Source organism: Kitasatospora sp. NPDC057518, assembly GCF_042802075.1.
Taxonomy (GTDB): domain Bacteria; phylum Actinomycetota; class Actinomycetes; order Streptomycetales; family Streptomycetaceae; genus Kitasatospora.
Genome location: NZ_JBHVEU010000016.1, coordinates 15,283 through 29,611 on the forward strand (window position 1 = coordinate 15,283; position 14,329 = coordinate 29,611).

Genomic DNA, 14,329 nt, shown 5'->3' on the forward strand with positions numbered 1-14,329 from the left:
CGCTCAGGGCGGGCTCGCGCTCGCCGTCCCGCTCGGGGCCGTCGGCGACCCTGACGTGGGCGGCGGCGAGCTCGCGGTGGACGCCGGGGCCGACGAGCTGTGGCCCGTCGTCGGCGGCTGCGAGGGCTGCCCCGTCTGCTGGGGCGGCGGCGACTGACCCGGCGGCTGGACCGGCGGCTGCGACTGGCCCGGTGCGGGCGGCTGCGACTGCTGCGGGGCCTGCGACTCGCCCGCCCCCGGCGAGGAGCTCGGCCGCCTGGTCGGCGAGGCGCTCGACGCGTGCGAGGCGCTGCCGCTCGTGGACGGCTGCGGGCCGCTCCCCTGCCCCGCCGGGCTGCCCGGCCCGGCACCGGCCGTCCCCGGCCCGGTGCTGCCGGAGGGCTGCGGGAACGGCGCCTCCTGGGTGTCGCCGCCGCCGTCCATCCGGCCGCTGTACGGGTCCTTCCCCTTGACCTCGTCCGGCCCGCTGAAGCTCATCGCCACCGCCGTGCCGAGCACCCCCAGGGTCAGCACCGCCGTGGAGACCACGGCCGCCCGCCGCCGCCGGCTGGACTTCAGGCGGGCCGGCACCCGGGCCGCGATCTTGCGGATCACCGGGGCCCGGCCGGGCCCCGCCACGGCGGGCGCGGCGGCCAGCAGCTGCCGGCCCTCGGCGCGCAGCAGGTCGAGCATCCGGCCGACGGCGGCCACCCCGCGCTGGTCGCCCGCGGCGGCCCGCAGGGTGAGCGCGGTCTCCAGTTCGGCGATGGCCCGGGAGGGCTGCTGGAGGCAGATCGCGTGCACGCCCGCCTCGTGGTGGAACCAGGCCTGGTCGACCGCCGAACCGGTCTGGCGGGCCGCCTCCAGGCCGAGCTGGAGCACCCGCTCCCAGGCGCCCCAGCGCAGCGACAGCGCCAGCGCGGGCGCCGCCGCACGGGCGAGCCGGACCACCGCGTCGTGCCGCCCGGCGGTGCGGTCGGCGAGCAGCACCCCGATCATCACCTCGGCCTCGGCGGCGATCTGCTCCAGCGTCACCGAGCTGTGCCCGACCCACCAGGCGAAGTGCTGGGCGGCGCCGTCGACGCAGCCGCGGGCCGGCCAGTGCGGGGCGAGCAGGTCCTGCGCGCCGGCGGTCAGCCGGTGGTGCCCGCCGATGGACACCGCCAGTCCGGCGTCGGCGAGTTCGGCGAGCGCGGCCTCGCCCTGCCCGACGTCGATCAGCGCCGGCAGGTGCGGCGCGGTGGGGCACTCGCCGCCGAGCGCGACGGCGAGCCGCAGCACGGCCTGCGCGGGCTCGCTCAGCCCCTCGGCGAGCCGGACCGCGGGCGAGGCGGTCTCCGCCACCGAGGGCAGCGGGACGGTGCGGCGCAGCGCGTCCTCCCGGATCGCCGGGTCCGGGTCGTGGACGGGCCCCTCGACGGCGCCGAAGACGTCCATCCGGTCGTCCTCGGCGGCGACCAGCGCGTCCACCGCGACGTCCCGCTGGCGCAGCAGGGCGGCGGCCTGGACGAAGCGCAGCGGCAGGCCCTCGGACTCGAACCAGAGGTCCACCGCCCAGGCCTTCTCGTCGACGTCCAGCGGCCGCCCGGCCAGCCGGGCGGTGAGGGCGAGGCAGGCGGAGCGGGAGAGCCCGGCCACCAGGTGGTCCTGGAGCCGGGAGCCGGCCGGCAGCGGCGGGCCGTCCGGAGCGGCGGAGATCAGGAAGGCGCAGCCGGGGGCGGCGGCGAGCAGCTGCTCCAGCTCGGCGCCCGCGGGCTCGGCGGAGTCGATCACCACGATCGCGCCGACCTCGGCGAGGTGGGCGGCCAGCTGCCCGGGGTCGGGGCGGTAGCCGGGGGCGTGGTGGGTGGCCGCGAAGAGGTCCTGGAGCAGGTCGGGAAGGGTCCGGCGGTGGCCGCAGAGCTGCACCACTCCACCGGGGGCGAGGTCGGCGGCGGCCTCGGCGACGGCCGACAGCAGCGCGCTGCGGCCCGAGCCGGCCTGGCCGACCAGGCGTATCGAGCGGCCCTCGGAGAGCAGGCCGAGCAGTTCGACGACGTCGACCTCGCGGTCCAGCATCGGCAGGTCGGCGGGCCCGGCGCCGAGCGCGAGCGGGCCGACCGCGCGGCCGACGCCGCCGACCGGACCGCGGGCGGGCTCGCTGCGTCCGGTCCGGCGCGGACGCGGACGCCACTCCTCGGGACAGGTCCTGGCCTCGGAGCCGTCCGGTGCGCCGACGCCCACCAGCAGGCCGCCGGAGACCAGTTCACCGCCACGGGTGCGGACGGCCTCCTGCCGGAACTCACCGGATGGCTGTGACACGTTCTGCTCCGCATCGTGCTCGGCCGTCGGCGCCCCGCGCCGCCCGGCTGACGTCCCGCTCGCGGCCGCGGCCGGGCTGGAGGCAGCCCCGGCGGCCGTCTTCTGACGGGCAGACTCTTGCACATCCGGCCCCGACCGTGCAGAGCGGTCCGTGGCTGACGACCGGTCGGCGGCGCTGACCAGGGGCGTTGCGCGGGCGGGGTCGGACGTACGCGGGCGTGCGGTCCGGCGCGCGGAGCGACCGTCTTTAGAGCGCGACCCCGTGCGCCTCGGCGACGCCCGCGGCGCCGTCGACGGCCAGGATGCGGTGCAGCTTGGTGGCCACCAGCAGCCGCTGGAGCTGGGCCGGGACGGAGCGCAGCACCAGGCGGCGGCCGATCCGGCCGGCCCGCCGGTGGGTGCCCATGATCACGCCGAGCCCGGTGGCGTCCCAGAACTCCAGCCGGGCGAGGTCGAGCACGAGGTCGCCGAGGCCGCCGTCCACGGCCTGGTGCAACCGGACCCGCGCGTCGGCGGCGGTGCGCACGTCGAGGCGGCCTTCGATGGCCAGCGCCGTGTGGTCGCCGGTGATGCGCACGCTCTCCTCCTTCGCCTGGACGGCCTGGTGCGGGGCGGGTCCGCCCCGGCCGTGCCGGGTACGGGAGCGGGGGGTTCGTCCGGGCGGGCCGCAGCCCCTCACCCGGCCCCGGGCGGAATGCCGGGTTCCCTCATCTGACGGTGAACCGGCTCCGCAGGTTGCTGGTTCCGGCCAGATCTGAAGCAACTTCACCCGTCCGAGGGAATATACGCAGGTCGGCCCCACACCTACGCTCGATTACCGCCCAAATCACCCGTCTGCGGCACGCTGCGTGAGGAAACTCACCCGGCCCGGCGGAGCGGGCCGTACGATGCTCCGATCGCACGGCCCGCCGGTCGTTCAGCCCCGCCGGCTCACTTGCCCTCGTACGGGTAGAAGCCGCGGCCGCTCTTGCGTCCCAGGTCACCGGCGGTGACCATGCGGGCCATGATCTCCGGCGCGGCGAACTTCTCGTCCTGGGTCTCGTCGTAGATGTTGCGGGCGGCGTGCAGCAGGATGTCCACGCCGGTCAGGTCGGCGGTCTGGAGTGGGCCCATCGCGTGGCCGAAACCGAGCCGGCAGGCGGTGTCGATGTCCTCGGCAGTGGCCACGCCCGACTCGTACAGGCTGGCGGCCTCGACGACCAGCGCGGTGATCAGGCGGGTGGTCACGAAGCCGGCCACGTCGCGGTTGACCACCACGACCTCCTTGCCGACGCCCTCGGCGTAGGCGCGGGCGGTGGCCAGCGTCTCGTCGCTGGTCTTGTAGCCGCGGACCAGCTCGACCAGCTTCATCATCGGGACCGGCGAGAAGAAGTGGACGCCGACGACCGACTCCGGGCGCTCCGTGGCGGCGGCGATCCGGGTGATCGGGATGGCGGAGGTGTTGGAGGCCAGCACGGCGCCGTCCTTGGCGAGCTTGTCGAGCTCGCGGAAGACGCCCTCCTTGACCTCCAGCTTCTCGAACACGGCCTCGACCACGATGTCGGCCTCGGCGACGGCGCCCAGGTCGGTGGTGGTGGTGATCCGGCCCAGCGCGGCCTCGGCGTCCTCGGCGCTCAGCCTGCCCTTGGCGACGAACTTCCCGTACGAGGCGCGGATGCCCGCCAGGCCCCGCTGGAGCGCCTCCTCGGTGACGTCCCGCAGCACCACCGGGTGGCCGGCCTGCGCGGACACCTGGGCGATGCCGGCGCCCATCAGGCCGGCACCGATCACGGCGATCTGCTTGCTGGACGCATTGCTCATGGCTGGGTCTCCCGATGCCGTCGCCGCCCTGCGGGCGGGCCCTGAAGGCGGCTCAGGACAGGGGTCACCCGCCGTAGGAGCCGCATCGCTCTGGCCGGACTCTAATGCCCAAATCCCCCGTGCAATAGCAATCGGGAGTGTGATCTGCAACCGACCTGGTCGGTCGCCCAAGAAGGCGACCGGAGGGCGACAAGAGGGTGATCAGATGGTCAGCCCGAGGTCCTGGGCCAGGATCGCCGCCTGCACCCGGCTGCGCAGCCGCAGCTTCGCCAGGATGCGGCTGACGTGCGTCTTGGTGGTCGCCTCCGCCATCTCCAGCCGGGCCGCGATCTCCCCGTTGGACATCCCGGAGCCGATGCAGGCCAGCACCTCCCGCTCGCGGCCGGTCAGCGCCCCCACCGCCGCCCGGGCCTCCGGTCCGACCGTCCGCTCGGGGCGGGCGAAGGCCCCGATCAGACGCTTGGTCACCGAGGGCGCCAGCATGCCGTCCCCGCGCGCCACCGTGCGGATGCCCTCGACCAGGGTGTCCGCCTCCAGGTCCTTGAGCAGGAAGCCGGACGCGCCGGCCCGCAGCGCGCCGTAGACGTACTCGTCCAGGTCGAAGGTGGTCAGCACGAGCACCTGCCCGGCCCCGGCGGCGACCACCTCGCGGGTCGCCGAGACGCCGTCCAGCCGGGGCATCTGCACGTCCATCAGCACCACGTCCGGCCGCAGCTCCAGCGCCAGCCGGACGGCCTCCTCGCCGTCGGCGGCCTGCCCGACCACCTCGAAGCCCGGCTCGGCGCGCAGGATCATCACCAGCGCCGCCCGCACCGCCGCCTGGTCCTCGGCCACCAGTACCCGGATCGTCATGCCCGCCCCTCGTTCCCCTGGGCGCGCGGCAGCACCGCGCGCACCCTCCAGTACCCGTCCCGCGGCCCGGCCTCGAAGCTGCCGCCGAGCAGCCCGGCCCGTTCCGCCATGCCCACCAGCCCCGCCCGGGCGCCGGGCAGCCCGCGGCCCGGCCCGCCCCGGTACGGGCTGTCCACGGCGATCCGCAGCTCCTCGGGCGCGAACTCCAGCCGCAGGCTCACCAGTCCGGGCCCGGCGTGCTTGAGCGCGTTGGTCAGCGACTCCTGGACGATCCGGTACGCGGCCAGCCCGACCGGCACCGGCAGGTCGCCGCGCTCGCCGGACTCGGACAGCTCGAAGTCCAGCCCGACGTCCTGGCCGGCCGCCCGGGCCTTCGCCAGCAGGGCGTCCACCGCGGCCAGGTCGGGCGCCGCGTAGGACTCGTCCACCTCTCCCCCGCCGCTGTCCCGGAGCAGCCCGATCATGCGTCGCATTTCGGCCAATCCCTGGACGCTGTTCTCCCGGATCACCGCCAGCACCTCCACCAGCGGATCGTCCTCGGGCAGGCTCCGGCGCCGGGCCACCGACTGGGCGCCGGTGGCGTGGATCGCGATCGCCGACAGGTGGTTGGCCACCACGTCGTGCAACTCCCGTGCCATCCGGGCCCGTTCGGCGCCGATCGCCTCGCGCCGGTCCATCTCCGAGAGCAGCGCGGTCTGTTCCGCCCGCAGCCGCTCGGTCTCCGCCTCCTCCCGGTGCTTGCGCACCACGTCCCCGGTCCACACCGGGGCCAGGAAGACCAGCGAACTGACCACCACCACCAGCAGCGCGCCGGACGTCCCGCCGTAGATCGCCGCGAGGGTGGAGAGCGCCAGCACGGTGGCCCCGCCACTCAGGTGCAGCACCCGGGACATCCGCGGGGTCCCGTAGATCACCGCCGCGTACAGCAGGTCGGTGTACATGATCAGCGTCGCCAGCAGGCTGCCCGCGAACAGGCTGCCCGCGAAGGCCAGCCCGCCCAGCGACACCGCGAGCACCGGCCTGGTCCGGCGCACCAGCTCCAGCCCCGCCAGCACCACCAGCGGCAGCACCACCGCCCACAGCGGCACCCGGTCGGCCCGGTCGTACACCTTGAAGACGATCAGCACCGAACCGCCGAGCAGCCCGCAGAGGGCGATCAGCTGGTCCTGCCGGCGCGGGGAGAGGGCGGGGAACGGGAGGGGCACGTTCCCATCTCACCACCCCCGGCGGCCGGCCCGGCTCCGGTCCACGGAGGAGCCCGCTACATCGAAAGGTGCAGGCCGCTACGGCACCGCGCGACGACGACAGCGGCGCGCCCGCGCACCAGGCTGGAAGCACCGCCGAAACACCCGGGAGCAGAACGTGATCGTCACCCTCATCGTCGCGGCCGAGATCTCCTTCTGGATCCTGCTCGGCCTCGGCCTCGCCACCCGCTACCTGCTCCGGTGGCGCCGCACCAGCACCGCGCTGCTGGTCGGTCTGCCGCTGGTGGACCTCACCCTCTACGCCCTCACCGTCCTCGACCTGCGCGGCGGCTCCACCGCGAGCTGGACGCACGCCCTCGCCGCGAGCTACGCGGGCTTCTCGATCGGCTACGGCCCCTCGCTGGTCCGCTGGGCCGACCGGCACTTCCTGCACCGCTTCGCCGGCGGCCCCAAGCCGCTGCCCTCGCCCAAGTACGGGCCCGAGCGGACCAGGTACGAGTGGCAGATCGCCGGCCGGACCGTGGTGTCCGCCGCCGTCACGCTGAGCCTGATCACCCTGCTCGTCCCGCTCTCCGCGGGCTCCGCCCACTTCGGCACCTTCCTCCAGTGGTACCTCAAGCTGGGCATCGCCGCCGTGGTCAACGTGATCGTGGCCGGCTGCTACTCGCTCTGGCCCAAGCAGCCGCCGGCCGGCGTGCTGGTCGAGGACGGCCGGGTGGTCACCGGGAAGACCCTCGCCGGGACCGCCCCCGGCGGCACGCCCGCCGACCGGCCCTGAACCGTCGAGGGCCCGTCCCCGGACCCCCACGGGGGAGGAGTCCGGGGACGGGCCCTCGACGCGTTCTAGCGGTTCTCGCCCGGGACCCAGAGCACGTCGCCGCGCTCCTTGTTGGCCACCCGGGCCAGGATGAACAGCAGGTCGGACAGCCGGTTGAGGTACTTCGCGGTCAGCGGGTTGACGCTGTCGCCGTGCTCCGCGATCGCCGACCAGGTGGAGCGCTCGGCCCGCCGGACCACCGTGCAGGCCAGGTGCAGGTGGGCCGCCCCGGCCGTGCCGCCGGGCAGGATGAAGCTGCGCAGCTTCTCCACCCGCGCCAGGTAGTCGTCGCAGTCCGCCTCCAGCCGGTCGATGTAGGACTGCAGCACCCGCAGCGGCGGGTACTTCGGGTCCTCCACCACCGGGGTGGACAGGTCGGCGCCGACGTCGAACAGGTCGTTCTGGACCCGGACGAGCACCGCCGTCATGTCCTCCGGCAGCTCCCCCACGGCGAGGGCCACCCCGATCGCCGCGTTCGCCTCGTTGGCGTCCGCGTACGCGATCAGTCTCGGATCGGTCTTGCTGGTCCGGCTCATGTCGCCGAGCGCGGTGGTGCCGTCATCGCCGGTACGGGTGTAGATGCGCGTCAGATTGACCATGCGGCCAGCGTAGCCGCCGGGTTAGGCGGCGTTAACCCCGCCTGGAGAGGCCGCTACGCGACATTCACCCTCTGCCCCGGCGGGGCCGCCTCCAGCCAGGCCAGGAAGCCGGTCAGCGCGTCCTCGCTCATCGCCAGTTCCAGCGGCGCCCCGTTGTGCAGGCAGCGCAGCACCACCGAGCCGGACAGCAGCGCCAGCTCCTCCTGGCCCTCCGGGTAGCGCCGGCCGAGCACCTCGATCTCCCGGCGCGGAAGCATCTTGCGCGGGCGCGGGGCGTACGAGAAGACCCGGAACCACTCGATCGAGTCACCGCTGTAGCGGCCGATACCAAAAACCCACCCCTTGCCGTCGGTCGGGGGGACCGGGGCTGAGGTGGGTTTGCCGTTCTCGTCGAGGTCGGGCTGCGTCGAGGCGTCGGCGGGCATTTTGAGCCGGTAACTGCAGTCGAAGGTGCCGCCGACCCGCTGGATCAGGCGGCGTCGGACGGCGAAGGCCATCAGCCCGATCACTCCCAGGGCCACGACCGCCGCACACACCACAAGCGCGAGGACCATGCTCACCTACCTCCTCGCTACCCGCGTTCCCCGTAACGGTCGTATCAAGCGACCGCGCTGACCTACCAACTACGACGACAGTCCCGGGGTCACGCTCGCGCGTCCCCGGGACCGTCGGTCGACCCCGCTAAACCGGGGTCCGGCGCACTCAGGCGTGGGCCTTGAGGCCGCGCGCCGCGAACAGACGGACCTCGGCGCGCCGCTCGGCGTGCTCGTCCAGGCCCGACTTGGCCTTCTCCAGCGCGCGCTCGGCACGCGCGACGTCGATCTCGTCCGCCAGCTCGGCGATCTCCGCGAGCAGAGACAGCTTGTTGTCGGCGAAGGAGATGAAGCCGCCGTGCACCGCGGCGATCACGGTGCCGCCGTCCACCGTGCGGATGGTGACGGGACCGGTCTCCAGCACGCTCAGCACCGGGGTGTGGCCCGGCATGATGCCGGTGTCACCGGAGGCCGTACGGGCGACGACGATGGTGGCCGCACCGGACCACACCTTGCGGTCGGCTGCGACCAGCTCGACGTGCAGCTCAGCCAACGTGGGCTCCTAGGCTCATGCAACGCCCGATTACTCGGGAGTTTCGGTAAGAATAACGGCCCCGCGCCTCCGGCATGAAACCGGCGGCACGGATTTGACCGGAATCACAGCCGATGCGACGCGAGGGGTGGGTCCCAGGGCTGGGGCCCACCCCTCACGGTCACGCTCAGCTGCTACCGGCCGCGATTACTTCTTCGCCAGCTCGGCGGCGTTCTTCTCGAGGTCCTCGATGCCACCGCACATGAAGAAGGCCTGCTCCGGGACGGAGTCGTACTTGCCGTCCGCGATCGCGTTGAAGGCCTCGATGGTCTCCGACAGCGGCACGGTCGAACCCTCGACACCGGTGAACTGCTTCGCCACGTAGGTGTTCTGCGAGAGGAAGCGCTCGATGCGACGGGCACGGTGCACCGTGATCTTGTCCTCTTCGGACAGCTCGTCGATACCGAGGATCGCGATGATGTCCTGGAGGTCCTTGTACTTCTGCAGGATCCCCTTGATACGGATGGCCGTGTCGTAGTGGGTCTGCGCGATGTACCGCGGGTCGAGGATGCGGGACGTGGAGTCCAGCGGGTCGACGGCCGGGTAGATGCCCTTCTCCGAGATCGGGCGCGACAGAACGGTCGTCGCGTCCAGGTGGGCGAAGGTGGTGGCCGGCGCCGGGTCGGTCAGGTCGTCCGCGGGGACGTAGATCGCCTGCATCGAGGTGATCGAGTGACCGCGGGTCGAGGTGATGCGCTCCTGGAGGAGGCCCATCTCGTCGGCCAGGTTCGGCTGGTAGCCCACCGCGGAGGGCATGCGGCCGAGCAGGGTCGACACCTCGGAACCGGCCTGGGTGAACCGGAAGATGTTGTCGATGAAGAGGAGCACGTCCTGCTTCTCGACGTCACGGAAGTACTCCGCCATGGTCAGCGCGGACAGCGCGACCCGCAGACGGGTGCCCGGCGGCTCGTCCATCTGGCCGAAGACCAGCGCGGTCTTGTCCAGAACGCCCGAGTCGACCATCTCGTCGATGAGGTCGTTGCCCTCACGGGTGCGCTCGCCGACACCGGCGAACACCGACACACCACCGAAGTTCTCGGCGACGCGGTAGATCATCTCCTGGATCAGAACGGTCTTGCCGACACCGGCACCACCGAACAGACCGATCTTGCCACCCGTGACGTACGGGGTGAGCAGGTCGATGACCTTGATACCGGTCTCGAACATCTCGGTCTTGGACTCGAGGTCCTTGAACTCGGGAGCCTTGCGGTGGATCGGCCAGCGGACCTCGACCTGCTTGTCGAACTCCGCCTTGTCGACGTTCAGCACGTCACCGAGGGCGTTGAACACCTTGCCCTTGGTGATCTGGCCGACCGGGACGGAGATCGCCGCACCGGTGTCGGAGACCTGCGAACCGCGGACCAGGCCGTCGGTCGGCTGCATCGAGATGCCGCGGACCATGCCGTCGCCGAGGTGCTGGGCGACCTCGAGGGTCAGGATCTTCTTGCCCGTGCCGTCGGGGTTGTCCACCTCGACGTGCAGGGCGTTGTACATGTCCGGAATCGCGTCGACGGGGAACTCCACGTCGACGACCGGGCCGATGACCCGCGCGACGCGGCCCGTCGCCGTGGTCGGCTCAACAGTGGTGGTCATACTCATTCGCTCCCGCGGCTAGCGTCGGCGAGGGCGTTGGCGCCGCCGACGATCTCGCTGATTTCCTGGGTGATCTCGGCCTGACGGGCCGAGTTGGCAAGCCGCGTGAGCGACTTGATGAGCTCGCCGGCGTTGTCCGTCGCGCTCTTCATCGCGCGGCGGCGGGCGGCGTGCTCGGAAGCGGCCGACTGCAGCAGCGCGTTGTAGATCCGGCTCTCGACGTACCGCGGCAGGAGCGCGTCCAGGACGCCCTCCGCCGACGGCTCGAAGTCGTACAGCGGGAAGATCTCCGACTTGGCCGGCGACTGGTCGCTGAGCTGGACCTCGTCCAGCTTCAGCGGCAGCAGCCGCGCCTCGACCGCGTTCTGCGTCAGCATCGACACGAACTCGGTGGAGACCAGGTGCAGCTCGTCCACGCCGCCGGTCTCGGCCGTGAAGGCCTCGATCAGGTCGGCCGCCACGGTCTTCGCGTCACCGTAGGTCGGCTTGTCCGAGAACCCCGTCCACGAGTCCGCCACCGTCAGGCCGCGGAACGTGTAGTACGAGACGCCCTTGCGGCCGATGATGTACGTCACCACGTCCTTGCCCTCGGACCGCAGGCGCTCGCTGAGCACCTGGGCGGCCTTGATGGCGTTGGTCGAGTAGCCGCCCGCCAGGCCGCGGTCCGCCGTGATCAGCAGGACCGCGGCGCGCTTGGCGGCCGGGTTCTCGGTGGTGAGCGGGTGCTTGGCGTTGGACCGGGTGGCCACCGCCGTCACCGCCCGGGTGAGCTCATCGGCGTACGGAGTGGAGGCGGCCACCGCGCGCTGCGCCTTGACGATGCGCGACGCGGAGATCATCTCCATCGCCTTGGTGATCTTCTTCGTCGCGGTGACAGAGCGGATCCGGCGCTTGTAGACCCGAAGCTGTGCTCCCATGGGTCGTTACGTCCTTTCCCTCGCTACCGGACTCAGGCCTGCTCGGAGAGCAGCTTGCCGTCAGCGGTCTGGTACCCCTGCTTGAAGGCCTCGACGGCGCTGGTCAGCGCGTCGACGGTGCCGTCGGCCAGCAGGCCGGTCTCCACGATGCCGGCCAGCAGGTCCTTGTGCTGGAGGCGGACGTGGTCCAGGAACTCGCGCTCGAAGCGGCGGATCTCGGCGACCGGGACGTCGTCCAGCTTGCCGGTGGTGCCGGCCCAGATGGAGACGACCTGCTCCTCGACCGGGAACGGCTGGTACTGGCCCTGCTTCAGCAGCTCGACCATGCGCGCACCGCGCTCCAGCTGGGCCTTGGAGGCCGCGTCCAGGTCGGAACCGAAGGCGGCGAAGGCCTCCAGCTCACGGTACTGGGCGAGGTCCAGACGCAGGCGGCCGGCGACCGAGCGCATGGCCTTGATCTGGGCGGAGCCACCGACGCGGGAGACCGAGATACCGACGTTCACGGCCGGGCGGATGCCGGCGTTGAACAGGTCGGACTCCAGGAAGCACTGGCCGTCGGTGATGGAGATGACGTTGGTCGGGATGTACGCCGAGACGTCGTTGGCCTTGGTCTCGATGATCGGCAGACCGGTCATCGAGCCGCCGCCCAGGGCGTCGTTCAGCTTCGCGCAGCGCTCCAGCAGGCGGGAGTGCAGGTAGAAGACGTCACCCGGGTAGGCCTCGCGGCCCGGCGGGCGGCGCAGCAGCAGGGAGACGGAACGGTAGGCCTCGGCCTGCTTCGACAGGTCGTCGAAGATGATCAGGACGTGCTTGCCGTCGTACATCCACTCCTGGCCGATGGCCGAACCGGTGTACGGGGCGAGGTACTTGAAGCCGGCCGGGTCGGAGGCGGGAGCGGCCACGATGGTGGTGTACTCCAGCGCGCCGGCCTCCTCCAGGGCGCCGCGGACGGACGCGATGGTGGAGCCCTTCTGGCCCACGGCGACGTAGATGCAGCGGACCTGCTTCTCCGGGTCGCCCGAGCGCCAGTTGTCACGCTGGTTGATGATCGTGTCGACGGCCACCGCGGTCTTGCCGGTCTGGCGGTCGCCGATGATCAGCTGGCGCTGGCCGCGGCCGATCGGGGTCATCGCGTCGATGGCCTTGATACCGGTCTGCAGCGGCTGCTTGACCGACTTGCGGGCCATGACGCCGGGGGCCTGCAGCTCCAGGGCACGGCGACCGGTGGCGGCGATGTCGCCCAGGCCGTCGATCGGGTTGCCCAGCGGGTCCACGACGCGGCCGAGGTAGCCGTCGCCGACCGGAACCGAGAGGACCTCGCCGGTGCGGCGCACGGTCTGGCCCTCTTCGATGCCGCCGAACTCACCGAGGACGACGACACCGATCTCGCGGGTGTCGAGGTTCAGCGCGAGGCCGAGCGTGCCGTCCTCGAACTTCAGCAGCTCGTTCGCCATGACCGAGGGCAGGCCCTCGACATGCGCGATGCCGTCCGCCGCGTCAGTGACCTTGCCGACCTCTTCCACAGAAGCGGCGTCCGGCTGGTACGACTGGACAAAGTCGGCCAGCGCGTCCCGGATCTCCTCCGGACGGATCGTAAGCTCCGCCATCAGGCTTCCCTGCTCTCCTAGTTTGCGATCCTCGGCCCGCCATTGAGGGCCGCAAGTATTCGACTCTCGGCCGGGTCTTCCGAACCGGCCGTACGATGTGCCGGCTCCTTGGGGAGCCGGTTTCCCGACCGAGGGTCGGATGTGCTGCTTGGGTGCTCAGCCTTCGAGCGACTGGCGAGCGCCCTCGAGGCGGCTCGACACGGTGCCGTTGATGATCTCGTCGCCGATCTGCACCCGGACGCCGCCGACGACCTCGGGGTCGACGTCGATGTTCAGGTGGACCTGGCGGCCGTACATCCGGGCCAGAGCACCGGACAGGCGCTCCTTCTGGGTGTCCGACAGCGGCACCGCGGTGGTGACCAGGGCCACCACGCGGCCGCGGCGCGCGGCGGCGAGCTTCGAGTAGGACTCCAGGCCCTGCTCCAGGCTACGGCCACGCGGCACGTTGACGAGGGCGGTGACCAGCCGGACGGTACCGGCGTTGGCGCGGCCGCCGAGCAGCTTGCCGATCAGCCCGGCCTTCGCGACGGCACCGGCCTTCGGCTCGGTCAGCGCGGCGCGCAGCTCGTGCGAGCCGCTCACCACCCGGCCGAAGCGGAAGAGCTCGTCCTCGACGTCGTCCAGGGCGCCGGCCTTGTCCGCGGCGATGATCTCCGCGTAGGCGGCGAGCTCCTCGGTCGCGTCCACCAGGTCGCGCGAGCCCGACCAGCGGGAGCGGACCAGGCCGGAGACCAGGTCGACGGCCTCGCCGGAGACCTGGCCGGTCAGCAGCGAGGTGACCAGCTGGGCCTTGTCCTGGCCCGACCGCGAGGGGTCGGTCAGGACGCGGCGCAGCGACACCTCGCGGTCCAGCACGGCCGTGACGGCGGTGAGCTCCTCGGCGAGCTTGGCCGCGTCCACCGAGGTGGAGTCGGTCAGGCTCTCCAGGTTCTGCCGGCCGGCGACGAGGGCCTCACGGCTGGCGCCGATCACTTGGCCGCACCCTGAGCAACGGCGGCCTTGGCCTCCAGCTCGTCCAGGAAGCGGTCGATGACGCCGCTCTGCCGGGTGTGGTCCTCGAGGGACTCACCCACGATGCGGGACGCCAGCTGGGTGGCCAGCGAGCCCACGTCCTGACGCAGGGCGGCAGTGGCCTGCTTCTTGTCCGCCTCGATCTGGGCGTGACCGGCGGCGACGATGGCCTCGCGCTGGCGCTGGCCCTCCTCGCGCATCTCGGCGAGCTGGGCGGCACCCTGCTCGCGAGCCTGCTCGACGATGCGGGCAGCCTCGTGGCGCGCCTCGGCGAGCTCGGCGCGGTACTGCTCAAGCAGGGCCTGGGCCTCCACCTGGGCGGCCTCGGCGCGCTCCATCCCGCCCTCGATCGCGTCCCGGCGCTCCGACAGCACCTTCTCGATGCTGGGGAGGAGCTTCTTGCCGAGCAGACCGAAGACGATGAAGAAGCAGAGCAGGCCGATGATGATCTCGGGCCACGCGGGGAGGAGAGGGTTCATCTTCTCCTCGGCCGCGAGCTGGACGATCGCCATGCTCATATCTG

14 protein-coding genes are annotated in these 14,329 nt (G+C 72.2%); 1 reads left to right on the plus strand and 13 read right to left on the minus strand.

The genetic code is table 11. From position 1 onward, the window contains the following. Positions 1-3: 3 nt before the first annotated feature. The 5 genes from ACFU7Z_RS03120 to ACFU7Z_RS03140 form a co-directional block, all read right to left on the minus strand. A complete protein-coding gene (locus tag ACFU7Z_RS03120; RefSeq protein WP_380775613.1) occupies positions 4-2,280 on the minus strand; it encodes an ATP-binding protein in 2,277 nt (758 codons plus the stop codon). Positions 2,281-2,527: 247 nt separating this feature from the next. After that, on the minus strand, positions 2,528-2,857 hold the full coding sequence (locus tag ACFU7Z_RS03125) for an STAS domain-containing protein (protein ID WP_049651796.1): 330 nt from the start codon (positions 2,855-2,857) through the stop codon (positions 2,528-2,530). A 353-nt stretch (positions 2,858-3,210) separates the two neighbouring features. Continuing rightward, on the minus strand, positions 3,211-4,080 hold the full coding sequence (locus ACFU7Z_RS03130) for a 3-hydroxyacyl-CoA dehydrogenase family protein (protein WP_049651797.1): 870 nt from the start codon (positions 4,078-4,080) through the stop codon (positions 3,211-3,213). A gap of 201 nt (positions 4,081-4,281) precedes the next feature. Then, positions 4,282-4,932: a response regulator transcription factor gene (locus ACFU7Z_RS03135; RefSeq protein WP_074001453.1), complete on the minus strand. Its 651-nt coding sequence runs from the start codon at positions 4,930-4,932 to the stop codon at positions 4,282-4,284. Next, a complete protein-coding gene (locus tag ACFU7Z_RS03140; RefSeq protein ID WP_049651799.1) occupies positions 4,929-6,137 on the minus strand; it encodes a sensor histidine kinase in 1,209 nt (402 codons plus the stop codon). The genes ACFU7Z_RS03135 and ACFU7Z_RS03140 overlap by 4 nt, the downstream gene beginning before the upstream one ends. A 157-nt stretch (positions 6,138-6,294) precedes the next feature. Here ACFU7Z_RS03140 and ACFU7Z_RS03145 point away from each other — a divergent pair, with 157 nt between their 5' ends. Then, positions 6,295-6,915, plus strand: a complete 621-nt coding sequence (locus ACFU7Z_RS03145; RefSeq protein ID WP_380775615.1) for a hypothetical protein — start codon at positions 6,295-6,297, stop codon at positions 6,913-6,915. A 65-nt stretch (positions 6,916-6,980) separates the two neighbouring features. Here ACFU7Z_RS03145 and ACFU7Z_RS03150 read toward each other — a convergent pair whose 3' ends face one another. The 8 genes from ACFU7Z_RS03150 to ACFU7Z_RS03185 form a co-directional block, all read right to left on the minus strand. After that, the gene (locus ACFU7Z_RS03150) at positions 6,981-7,553 is read right to left on the minus strand and encodes a cob(I)yrinic acid a,c-diamide adenosyltransferase (protein ID WP_049651800.1); all 573 of its coding nucleotides are present in this window, start codon (positions 7,551-7,553) and stop codon (positions 6,981-6,983) included. A gap of 53 nt (positions 7,554-7,606) precedes the next feature. Next, positions 7,607-8,107 (minus strand): DUF2550 domain-containing protein, encoded by a 501-nt coding sequence (locus ACFU7Z_RS03155; protein WP_049651801.1) that lies wholly within the window; start codon positions 8,105-8,107, stop codon positions 7,607-7,609. A gap of 148 nt (positions 8,108-8,255) precedes the next feature. Next, a complete protein-coding gene (locus tag ACFU7Z_RS03160) occupies positions 8,256-8,639 on the minus strand; it encodes a F0F1 ATP synthase subunit epsilon (protein ID WP_030235805.1) in 384 nt (127 codons plus the stop codon). Between the two features lie 186 nt (positions 8,640-8,825). Further along, complete coding sequence (gene atpD, locus ACFU7Z_RS03165) at positions 8,826-10,271, minus strand: F0F1 ATP synthase subunit beta (protein WP_049651802.1); 1,446 nt, start codon at positions 10,269-10,271, stop codon at positions 8,826-8,828. Positions 10,272-10,273: 2 nt separating this feature from the next. After that, positions 10,274-11,188 (minus strand): F0F1 ATP synthase subunit gamma, encoded by a 915-nt coding sequence (locus ACFU7Z_RS03170; RefSeq protein ID WP_049651803.1) that lies wholly within the window; start codon positions 11,186-11,188, stop codon positions 10,274-10,276. Positions 11,189-11,220: 32 nt separating this feature from the next. Further along, the gene (gene atpA, locus ACFU7Z_RS03175; protein ID WP_049651804.1) at positions 11,221-12,795 is read right to left on the minus strand and encodes a F0F1 ATP synthase subunit alpha; all 1,575 of its coding nucleotides are present in this window, start codon (positions 12,793-12,795) and stop codon (positions 11,221-11,223) included. Positions 12,796-12,951: 156 nt separating this feature from the next. Then, on the minus strand, positions 12,952-13,767 hold the full coding sequence (locus ACFU7Z_RS03180; protein WP_049651805.1) for a F0F1 ATP synthase subunit delta: 816 nt from the start codon (positions 13,765-13,767) through the stop codon (positions 12,952-12,954). Continuing rightward, entirely contained in the window at positions 13,764-14,324 is a 561-nt protein-coding gene (locus ACFU7Z_RS03185; protein WP_107086439.1) for a F0F1 ATP synthase subunit B, read from the minus strand. Before ACFU7Z_RS03185 ends, ACFU7Z_RS03180 begins: the two co-directional genes overlap by 4 nt. Positions 14,325-14,329 lie beyond the last annotated feature (5 nt).

Excerpts from the sequence above, each read along its gene's own strand:
- ACFU7Z_RS03130 (WP_049651797.1), bottom strand. The coding sequence starts at position 4,080 with ATGAGCAATGCGTCCAGCAAGCAGATCGCCGTGATCGGTGCCGGCCTG.
- ACFU7Z_RS03135 (WP_074001453.1), bottom strand. The coding sequence starts at position 4,932 with ATGACGATCCGGGTACTGGTGGCCGAGGACCAGGCGGCGGTGCGGGCG.
- ACFU7Z_RS03150 (WP_049651800.1), bottom strand. The coding sequence starts at position 7,553 with ATGGTCAATCTGACGCGCATCTACACCCGTACCGGCGATGACGGCACC.
- ACFU7Z_RS03155 (WP_049651801.1), bottom strand. The coding sequence starts at position 8,107 with ATGGTCCTCGCGCTTGTGGTGTGTGCGGCGGTCGTGGCCCTGGGAGTG.
- atpD (WP_049651802.1), bottom strand. The coding sequence starts at position 10,271 with ATGACCACCACTGTTGAGCCGACCACGGCGACGGGCCGCGTCGCGCGG.
- ACFU7Z_RS03170 (WP_049651803.1), bottom strand. The coding sequence starts at position 11,188 with ATGGGAGCACAGCTTCGGGTCTACAAGCGCCGGATCCGCTCTGTCACC.
- atpA (WP_049651804.1), bottom strand. The coding sequence starts at position 12,795 with ATGGCGGAGCTTACGATCCGTCCGGAGGAGATCCGGGACGCGCTGGCC.
- ACFU7Z_RS03185 (WP_107086439.1), bottom strand. The coding sequence starts at position 14,324 with ATGAGCATGGCGATCGTCCAGCTCGCGGCCGAGGAGAAGATGAACCCT.